Origin of the sequence: Kitasatospora phosalacinea, assembly GCF_000717185.1 — a bacterium.
Classification (GTDB): Bacteria; Actinomycetota; Actinomycetes; order Streptomycetales; family Streptomycetaceae; genus Kitasatospora; species Kitasatospora phosalacinea_A.
Genome location: NZ_JNYE01000048.1, coordinates 44306 through 53541 on the forward strand (window position 1 = coordinate 44306; position 9236 = coordinate 53541).

At 74.8% G+C, this 9236-nt stretch carries 7 protein-coding genes; 4 read left to right on the forward strand and 3 right to left on the reverse strand.

The window, feature by feature from the left end:
* The first annotated feature begins 123 nt into the window (after positions 1-123).
* From glgX to OO57_RS20830, 3 genes are all read left to right on the forward strand, one after another.
* A complete protein-coding gene (gene glgX, locus OO57_RS20820) occupies positions 124-2325 on the forward strand; it encodes a glycogen debranching protein GlgX (RefSeq protein ID WP_033254082.1) in 2202 nt (733 codons plus the stop codon).
* A gap of 90 nt (positions 2326-2415) precedes the next feature.
* Positions 2416-4260, forward strand: coding sequence for an ABC transporter ATP-binding protein (locus OO57_RS20825; protein WP_106974053.1), 1845 nt, complete (start codon positions 2416-2418; stop codon positions 4258-4260).
* A complete protein-coding gene (locus tag OO57_RS20830; RefSeq protein ID WP_033254084.1) occupies positions 4257-6089 on the forward strand; it encodes an ABC transporter ATP-binding protein in 1833 nt (610 codons plus the stop codon). The genes OO57_RS20825 and OO57_RS20830 overlap by 4 nt, the downstream gene beginning before the upstream one ends.
* 11 nt (positions 6090-6100) lie before the next feature.
* Here the strand turns inward: OO57_RS20830 and OO57_RS20835 are convergent, their stop codons facing one another.
* The 3 genes from OO57_RS20835 to OO57_RS20845 form a co-directional block, all read right to left on the reverse strand.
* Positions 6101-6550: an SRPBCC family protein gene (locus OO57_RS20835; protein WP_234337431.1), complete on the reverse strand. Its 450-nt coding sequence runs from the start codon at positions 6548-6550 to the stop codon at positions 6101-6103.
* A 110-nt stretch (positions 6551-6660) separates the two neighbouring features.
* Positions 6661-6996: an ArsR/SmtB family transcription factor gene (locus OO57_RS20840; protein WP_033254085.1), complete on the reverse strand. Its 336-nt coding sequence runs from the start codon at positions 6994-6996 to the stop codon at positions 6661-6663.
* Complete coding sequence (locus tag OO57_RS20845) at positions 6993-7457, reverse strand: SRPBCC family protein (protein ID WP_033254086.1); 465 nt, start codon at positions 7455-7457, stop codon at positions 6993-6995. The genes OO57_RS20840 and OO57_RS20845 overlap by 4 nt, the downstream gene beginning before the upstream one ends.
* A 202-nt stretch (positions 7458-7659) precedes the next feature.
* Between OO57_RS20845 and OO57_RS20850 the strand changes: the two genes are divergently transcribed.
* Positions 7660-9147, forward strand: coding sequence for an amino acid permease (locus OO57_RS20850; protein ID WP_033254087.1), 1488 nt, complete (start codon positions 7660-7662; stop codon positions 9145-9147).
* Positions 9148-9236 lie beyond the last annotated feature (89 nt).

The following is a 9236-nucleotide window of genomic DNA, read 5'->3' on the forward strand; positions in this document are numbered from 1 at the left end:
GCTCCGCTGGGCACATGATCGATCACGGTGCGTCACGCTGCCCGACCCGGGGTGACGAGGGCCGTCGGACAGGGAACAACCGGAAGAACGGGGACGGGCCCCCGGATTGCTGGGAGGGTCGCCATGACGGCGTGGCAGGAGCTGGGTACGGGCACGGCCCGGGAGGCGCGGTCGGCCGCCCGGTGGAACGGCTCGGCGCCCCGGCCCGGGGCCGCCCCGCCGTGGCCGGGCAGCTGGCAGCCGCTGGGCGCCCGGTTCCGCACCGACGCGGAGGGCGGCCGGGGCACCAACTTCGCGCTCTGGGCGCCGAACGCCGAGGCCGTCGACCTGTGCCTGTTCGACGAGCGCGGCCGGGAGAGCAGGCACCGGCTGACCGAGCAGACGTACCAGACCTGGCACGGCTACCTGCCCGGCGTGCTGCCCGGCACCCGCTACGGCTTCCGCGTCCACGGCCGGTGGGACCCGTGGACCGGCGCCCGGCACAATCCCGCCAAGCTGCTGCTCGACCCGTACGCCCGGGCGGTCGACGGCGGCTACACCGCCCACGACGCGACCTGCGCGGCCGTCCGCAACTGGCCCGAGCGGGACGTGGCGGACACCGTCCGGGACGACCGGGACTCCGCGCCGTACGTGCCCAAGGCCGTGGTGGTGCACGACGACGACGACTGGTACGACGACCAGCGGCCGAAGACCCCGTGGGCCGAGACGGTGCTGTACGAGCTGCACGTGCGCGGCTTCACCATGCGCCACCCCGAGGTGCCGCCCGAGCTGCGCGGCACCTACGCGGGCCTGGCGCACCCCGCCGCGGTCGCGCACCTGACCCGGCTGGGGGTGACGGCGGTGGAGCTGCTGCCGGTGCACCACCACGTCAGCGAGGACCACCTGCAGGCGCGCGGGCTGGTCAACTACTGGGGCTACAACACGCTCGGCTACTTCGCCCCGCACGCGGGCTACTCGGCGAGCGGCAGCCGGGGCCAGCAGGTCGGCGAGTTCAAGCGGATGGTGCGGGCGCTGCACGCGGCGGGCATCGAGGTGATCCTCGACGTGGTCTACAACCACACCGCCGAGCAGGGCGTGATGGGCCCGGCGCTGTCGTTCCGCGGCATCGACAACGCGGGCTACTACCGGCCGGACCGCTCCCGCCGCGGCTACGCCGACTACACCGGCTGCGGCAACACCCTGGACACCCGCCGTCCGCAGGTGATCCGGCTGGTCACCGACTCGCTGCGGTACTGGGTCGCCGAGATGGGCGTGGACGGCTTCCGCTTCGACCTGGCCGCCGCGCTGGCCCGCGGCGGGGACGGCGTGGAGATGGAGCACCCCTTCCTGGCCGCCGTCTCGCAGGACCCGCTGCTCAGCCGGGTCAAGCTGATCGCCGAGCCGTGGGACGTCGGCCCGGGCGGCTACCAGGTCGGCGGGTTCCCGCCGCTGTGGGGCGAGTGGAACGACCACTACCGGGACACCGTCCGGGACTTCTGGCGCGGCGCCCGGCCGGACGTGCGGGAGCTGGCGACCCGGCTCTCCGGCTCCTCCGACCTGTACCAGCGCGGCGGCCGCCGCCCGTACGCCTCGGTCAACTTCGTCACCGCGCACGACGGCTTCACGCTGCGCGACCTGGTCAGCTACGACCGCAAGCACAACGGGGCCAACGGCGAGGACAACCGGGACGGCACCGACGACAACCGGTCCTGGAACCACGGCGCGGAGGGCGAGACCGACGACCCGGCGGTCCGCTCGCTGCGGGTGCGCCAGCTGCGCAACCTGCTGACCACGCTGCTGCTCTCCAGCGGGGTGCCGATGATCACCGCGGGCGACGAGATGGGGCGCACCCAGGGCGGCAACAACAACGCGTACTGCCAGGACAACGGGACGAGCTGGCTGGACTGGTCGCTGCTGGACGACCCCGACTGGCGCTCGCTGACCGAGCTGACCGCCAAGCTGGTGCACCTGCGGCGGGCCCACCCGGTGCTGCGGCAGCGGGCGTTCTTCTCCGGCCGCCCGGCCGGGCCGGACGGGCAGCAGGACCTCGCCTGGCTGACCCCGGCGGGCCGGGAGATGACCGACGCGGACTGGTTCTCGCCCGGGCAGGCGCTGGCGATGCGGCTGTCCGGCCGGGCGATGTCCGAGCGCGACCCGCAAGGCCGGGAGGTCCGGGACGCCGACTTCCTGCTGCTGCTGAACGCGGCCGCCGAGCCCCGGCGCTTCACCCTGCCCGGCCCGCACGTCCCGGTGCTGGACACCGCGCTGGCCGGGCCGCCGGACGCGGCGCCGGTGACGGAGGTGCTGCTGACCGGCCGCTCGGCGGTGCTGCTGACGGCGGAGTGACCTCCGCCGGGCCGCGGCCTGGCCGGTTCTCGCCGACAGGGGCAAAAAACCGGATGAGAAATGTCAGCGGGACGGCCTACCCTCTCGGCGATGGCCGAGAACCAGACCCCCGCTCCGCCCACCCCCGCGGACCCGAACGAACCGCCCACAGGCGGCGCCCACGGTTCACCCGTACCGGTACCCCGGTCCGCGGTGCGCTCGCTGCTGCGCCTGTGGCCCTACGCGCGCGAGGCCCGCTGGCGGATCTTCGGCTCGATGGCCGCCGCCGGGCTCGCCTCGCTCAGCGCGCTGGCCGTCCCGGTCGTGCTGCGCCGGATCGTCGACGGCCCGGTCGCCGAGCGCGACCTGTCCGGCCTGTGGCCGCTGGCCGGGGTGCTGCTGCTGCTCGGCGTCGCCGAGGCGGTGCTGTTCGGCGTCCGCCGGGTGATCGTGGCCCGCCCGCTGGCCCGGGTCGAGACCAGGCTCCGCGGAGACCTGTTCGCCAAGCTCCAGCGGCTTCCGGTCTCCTTCCACGACCGCTGGCCCTCCGGCCAGCTGCTCTCCCGCGCCACCTCGGACATGTTCGTGCTGCGGCTGTTCCTGGCCTTCCCGCTGGTCTTCCTGGTCGTCAACTCCACGGTCTTCCTGACCGGCACGGCGCTGATGTTCGTGCTGGACTGGCGGCTCGCCCTGATCACCCTCGTCCCGGTGGTCCCGCTGCTGTTCTTCACCCGCCGCTTCGAGGCCGGGTACTCGACCGCCTCCCGGCTCGCCCAGGACCAGAACGGCGACCTCGCCACCGTGGTCGAGGAGTCGGTGCTCGGCATCCGGATCCTCAAGGCCTTCGGCCGGCACCGCACCATGGCCGAGGAGTTCCGCCGCCACAGCGTCGAGCTGCGCGGTACCGAACTGCGCAAGGCCGGCCTGCTCGGCAACCTGTGGGCGGTCATCGTCGGCCTGCCCGAGCTCGCCCTCGGCGCCGTCCTGGCCACCGGCGCCGTCCTGGTCGCGCACGACCAGCTCTCGGTCGGCACCCTGGTCGCCTTCCTGTCGACCGCGCTCGCCCTGCGCTGGCCGGTCGAGTCGCTCGGCTGGCTGCTCGGCTTCGCCGCCGAGGCCGCCAGCGCCGCCAACCGCTACTTCGAGGTGATGGACGAACCGGAGCCGGCCGACCCGCCGTCCGGCACGGTCCCCTCCGGGGACCGCGGCATCCGCTTCACCGGCGTCCGCTTCCGCTACCCGGACGCGCCCGACGGCACCCCCGACCTGCTGGCCGGCGTCGACCTGCACGTCCGCCCCGGCGAGACGCTCGCCCTGGTCGGCGCCACCGGCAGCGGCAAGACCACCCTCACCGCGCTGCTCCCCCGGCTGTACGAGCCCACCGCGGGCTCGATCACCCTGGACGGCACCGACCTCCGCGACCTGCCGCGCGAGCAGCTGCGCCGCGAGGTCGCCATCGCCTTCGAGGACCCCACCCTGTTCTCCGCCACCGTCCGGGAGAACGTCCTGATGGGCGCCCCCGGTGCGACGCCCGAGCAGGTCGCCGCCGCCCTCGCCACCGCGCAGGCCGGCTTCGTCGACCGGCTGCCGGACGGCCTCGGCACCGAGGTCGGCGAGCAGGGCCTGAGCCTGTCCGGCGGCCAGCGCCAGCGCCTCGCGCTGGCCCGCGCCGTGGTCGGCGAGCCCCGCTTCCTCGTCCTGGACGACCCGCTCTCCGCGCTCGACGTGCACACCGAGGCCCTGGTCGAGCGCGCCCTGCGGCAGGTCCTGGCCGGCACCACCGCCCTGGTCGTCGCGCACCGCCCGTCCACCGTGCTGCTGGCCGACCGGGTCGCGCTGCTCGCCGACGGCCGGATCGCCGCCGTCGGCACCCACCAGGAGCTGCTGCGCTCCTGTCCCGCCTACCGGGCCCTGATGTCCGGCGAGCCCGAGCTGGAAGGGGCGCTGGCCCGATGAGCACCGCCGTCGCCGAACCCGCCGCCGCGGAGGACGACCTCCTCCCCCCGGCCGCCGACGACCAGGACATCCCCGTCCCGCCCGGCGCCCCGCGCGCCCTGCTGGGCTCGCTGCTCGCCCCGCACCGCCGCCGGATCGCCGTCACCGTCCTCGCCGTCCTGCTCCAGCAGGCCGCCCTGCAGGCCGGGCCGCTGCTGGTCGCCGTCGCCATCGACCGCGGCGTCCCCGCCCTGCGTGACCACGACGCCGGGCCGCTGGTCGCCGTCACCGCCGCGTACCTCGGCTGCGCACTGCTCGCGACCCTGCTGCAGCGGGCGTTCATCCGGTCCGCCGCCCGGATCAACCAGGACGTCCTGCTGGACCTGCGCGGCCGGATCTTCCGGCACGCCCAGCGGCTCAGCCTGGACTTCCACGAGCGCTACACCTCCGGCCGGATCATCTCCCGCGCCACCAGCGACGTGGACACCCTGCGCGAGCTGCTCGCCGAGGGCCTGCAGGAACTCCTGATGGTCTGCCTGTCCGTCGGCTACATCACGGTCGTCCTGGTCGTGGTCGACTGGCGCCTCGGCCTGGCCGCGCTGGTCTCCTTCCTGCCGATGTCCCTGATCATCCGCTCCTTCCGGCGCCGCTCCCAGCAGGTCTACCGCCGCTCGCGCACCGTCACCGCCTCGCTCATCGTCCGCTTCACCGAGACCATGAACGGCATCCGCCCGGTGCAGGCGTTCCGCCGCGAGGCCGCCAACGAGGAGGCCTTCGGCGCCGTCAACCGGCAGTCCGCCACCGCCACCGCGGACGGCCTGCTGGAGATGGCCCGGTACGTCTTCCTCTCCCGGCTCACCGCCAACGTCTGGATCACCGGCGTGGTCGTCCTCGGCGCCTTCCTGGTCACCGACGGCAGCCTCGAACTCGGCGTCCTCACCGCCTTCGTGCTCTACCTGCGCCGCCTGTACGACCCGATCGACCAGCTGGCGATGTTCCTGAACAGCTACCAGTCGGCGGCCGCCGCGCTGGAGAAGATCTCCGGCCTGCTCGCCCACGAGCCGTCCGTGCCCGAGCCCGCCGAGCCCGCCGAGCTGCCCGCCGCCGCGGGCAAGGGCCGCGAGGTCGCCTTCCGCTCGGTCTCCTTCGCCTACGCCGACGGCAAGGAGGTCCTCCCGCCGTTCGACCTGCGGCTCCCCGCCGGGCGGACCACCGCCGTGGTCGGCGCCACCGGCGCGGGCAAGTCCACCCTGGCCAAGCTGCTCGCCCGCTTCTACGACCCCACCACCGGCAGCGTCGCCCTCGACGGCGTCGACCTGCGCGAGCTCTCCACCGACGACCTGCGCGCCGAGGTCGTGATGGTCACCCAGGAGTCCTTCCTCTTCTCCGGGACGGTCGCCGAGAACATCGCCGTCGGCAAGCCCGACGCCACCCGCGCCGAGGTCGAGGCGGCCGCCCGCGCGATCGGCGCCCACCCGTTCATCGCCGCCCTCCCCGACGGCTACGACACCGACGTCCGCAAGCGCGGCGGCCGCATCTCCGCCGGGCAGCGCCAACTCGTCGCCTTCGCCCGCGCCCTGCTCGCCGACCCGGCCGTCCTGATCCTCGACGAGGCCACCTCCTCGCTCGACGTCCCCGGCGAGCAGGCCGTCCAGCACGCCATGCGGACGGTCCTGGCCGGCCGGACCGCCGTGATCATCGCCCACCGCCTCTCCACCGTCGAGATCGCCGACCGCGTCCTCGTCATGGACCAGGGCCGCATCGTCGAGGACGGCACCCCCGCCGCCCTGATCGCGGGCGAGGGCCGCTTCGCCACCCTCCACCGGACCTGGCGGGACAGCCTGGTCTGACGCACCGTCCGCTAGTGCCAGTTGCTGATCCGGACGTCGCGGGGCGAGGGCTCGCCCTCGCCGGTCTCGGCCAGCTTCTTGAGGCTCATCAGGTAGATCGCCCACTTGGTGCTGCAGTGGTGCATGAACTCCACCGGCTCCCGCCAGCCCTCGTGCCGGAACAGGACGATCGTGCAGTCGTCCTCCTGCCCGAGCTCGAAGACGACCTGCGTGCCGATCCACTCCTCGGGGCCCGCGACGACCTCCCAGCGCACGTGCTCCGCGGGCCGGGCCTCCAGCACCTTCATGTCGAACCCGCCGGGCGGGAAGCGGAAGCGGACGACGCCGCCGGGGGCCGGGTCGCCGTCCGTGTCCTCCGTCCACCAGCCGGCCAGGCCCTCGACGGTCGTCAGGGCCTCGTAGACGGCCTCGGGGGTCGCCGTGACGCCGATCCTGTGCAGGATGTCCACCGTCTCGGACACCTCTTCCTGGTACGGGCGCCCGCGGGCGGGCGCGGTTCGTCGTCGCCACCGGGGTGGTGGCGGCGTTCGGTCCGGTCGTGCGGTCGGTCGCGGCGGGCGGGGGTGCGGGGTCAGTCCCGGCGCTGCCGGATCGCCTCGGCGATCCGCTTGATCCGGTGCAGCCGGGCGTCCCAGGCGGCCCCGACCGCCGACAGCTGGGCGACCGCGCGGGCGAGTTGGGCCTCGTCGACCTCGTAGCGGCGCTCGCGGCCGGACGGCGTGCCGTGCACCAGGCCCGCCCGGTCGAGCACGCCGAGGTGCTTGGCGACGGCCTGCCGGGTGACCGGCAGCTGCCCGCTCAGCGTGGTCGCCGTCCCGCCGCCGTCGGCGAGCAGCAGGTCGAGCATCCGCCGCCGGGTGGGGTCCCCCACCGCGGACCAGAGCCGGTCGTCGACCGTGGCGCTCACGGCGCCGGCACCGGCCGTGCGGCGTACGCGACGAGGCGGGGCAGGAAGAAGTTCCAGCCGTCGACGTGCTCGCGGTACTGCTCCTCCAGGACGGCCGCCGCCCAGCCCTGCTCCCGGAACCCGGTCTCGGTGAAGCGCAGCAGCGTGCCGGCGCCCGACGGCACCAGGTCGAAGACCACCAGGAGCGAGTTGGCCGGTGCCGCGGCCTCGTCCGGGTCGTGGGTCCACCGGAACGAGAACCGCCGGGGCGGGTCGGCCTCGACCACCGTGAGCGGTACGACCTTCGCGTCCGGCGCGGACCGGTCGCCGAAGGTGATGGCCCCGGTGGCGCCGGGCACGGGCGCGAACTCCGCCTCGTCCGGCCACCACTCCCGCAGGTGTTCGGGCGCGCTGACCACCTCGTAGACCACGTCGGGCGTGGCGTCGATGTGGATCTCCCGCTCGATGCTGCCGAACTCCATCGCGCCCCTCCAATCTCTCGCAACCTTTGGTTGCTCTTCACAGTAGACCGCCCCCCGGCCACACGCAACCTCTGGTTGCTCGAACTGCGGGCCCCCGTGAGGAGACGGCAACCGCCGGGCAACTCCCGGGCAACACCCGGGAATCCGCGAGCCCCTAATTTCTGTCACCCGACAGAAAACGCCTGCGGAAGGCCGGTGCCCCATGACCACCAGCACGACGTCCGCGCCCCCGGCCGCCGCCGTCGCGGCCGACTACCCCCAGCAACTGCACCGCACCATCGGCCGGTTCGGCTCCTTCGCGGCCGGCTTCTCCTTCATCTCGGTCCTCACCACGGTCTTCCAGCTGTTCGCGTTCGGCTACGGCGCGGCCGGCCCGGCGTTCGTCTGGACCTGGCCCGTCGTGCTGCTCGGCCAACTGCTGGTGGCCGCGTGCTTCGCCGAACTCGCGGCCCGCCACCCCTTCTCGGGCGCGATCTACCAGTGGGCGAGCCGGATGGCCGGCCCGGTGTACGGGTGGTTCACGGGCTGGCTGATGGTGCTGGGCCAGGTCGTCGTGGTGGCCGCGGCGGCCCTCGCGCTGCAGGTGGTGCTGCCCGCGCTGTGGCCCGGCTTCCAGCTGCTGGGCGGCGACCCGTCGCCGACCACGACGAGCGGCGCGGCGAACGCCGTCCTGCTCGGGGTGGCGCTGATCGCGCTGACCACCCTGGTGAACGCCGTCGACAACCGGGTGCTGACGCTGGTCAACGGCGTCGGGGTGGGCGCGGAGATCCTGGGCATCGCCCTGATCGTGGCCGCGCTGTTCGGCCACGCCGAGCAGCCCCCGCGGGAACTGCTGCACACCGCACCGGGCGGCGGCGGCGGGTGGGCGCTGCTGGTGGGGGCGTTCACCGCGGCGTACGTGATGATCGGGTTCGACAGCGCGGGCGAGCTCTCCGAGGAGACCGTCGCCCCGCGCCGGACCGCGCCCCGGACGATCCTGACCGCACTGGCCGTCGCGGGCCTGAGCGGCGGGCTGCTGCTGCTCGGCGGGGTGCTGGCCGCACCGAGCCTGACCGACGGGCGGCTGGCCGCGGAGGGGCTGCCGTACGTGCTGACCAGCCGGCTGGGCGACGGGCTGGGGCGGGTGCTGCTCGCGGACGTCGCGGTCGCGGTGTGCGTCGGCACCCTGGCGATGCAGACGGCGGGCGCCCGGATGGTGTTCTCGATGGCCCGCGACGGCGCGCTGCCGGGCTCGCGCCGCCTGGCCGCGGTCGCGCCGCGCAGCGGGATGCCGGGCTGGGCGGCGCTCGCGGTGGGCGCCGGGGCGGTCGGCTTCCTGCTGCTCGACCTGGCGGCCCCGGCGGCGTTCGTGGCGCTCTCCGCGACCTGCGTGGCCCTGGTGTACGCGGCGTACGCGCTGGTGGTGGGCTCGGTGCTGGTCCGCCGCCTGCGCGGCCTGCCGCTGGACGAGGGCGCGCCCGCGGCGGACGAGACGGGCCGTCCGCTGTTCTCGCTGGGCCGCTGGGGCCTGCCGGTGAACGCGGCGGCGCTGCTGTACGGGGTGGCGATGACGGTGAACCTGGCGTGGCCGCGCGCGGCCGTGTACGACCCGGAGGGCGGCCACTGGTACCTGCGCTGGTTCGCCCTGCTGACCTTCGCCGCGGCCCTCGCCACCGGCGCGGCCTACCGCCTGCGCCGCCGACGCCCCTGACCTCCCGCCCCCGCCCACGGCCGCCCGCACCCCGGGCGGCCTCCGCGCGTCCGCCCTCCCGCGGCCTTCCCCCCCCCCCAGCCCTTCCC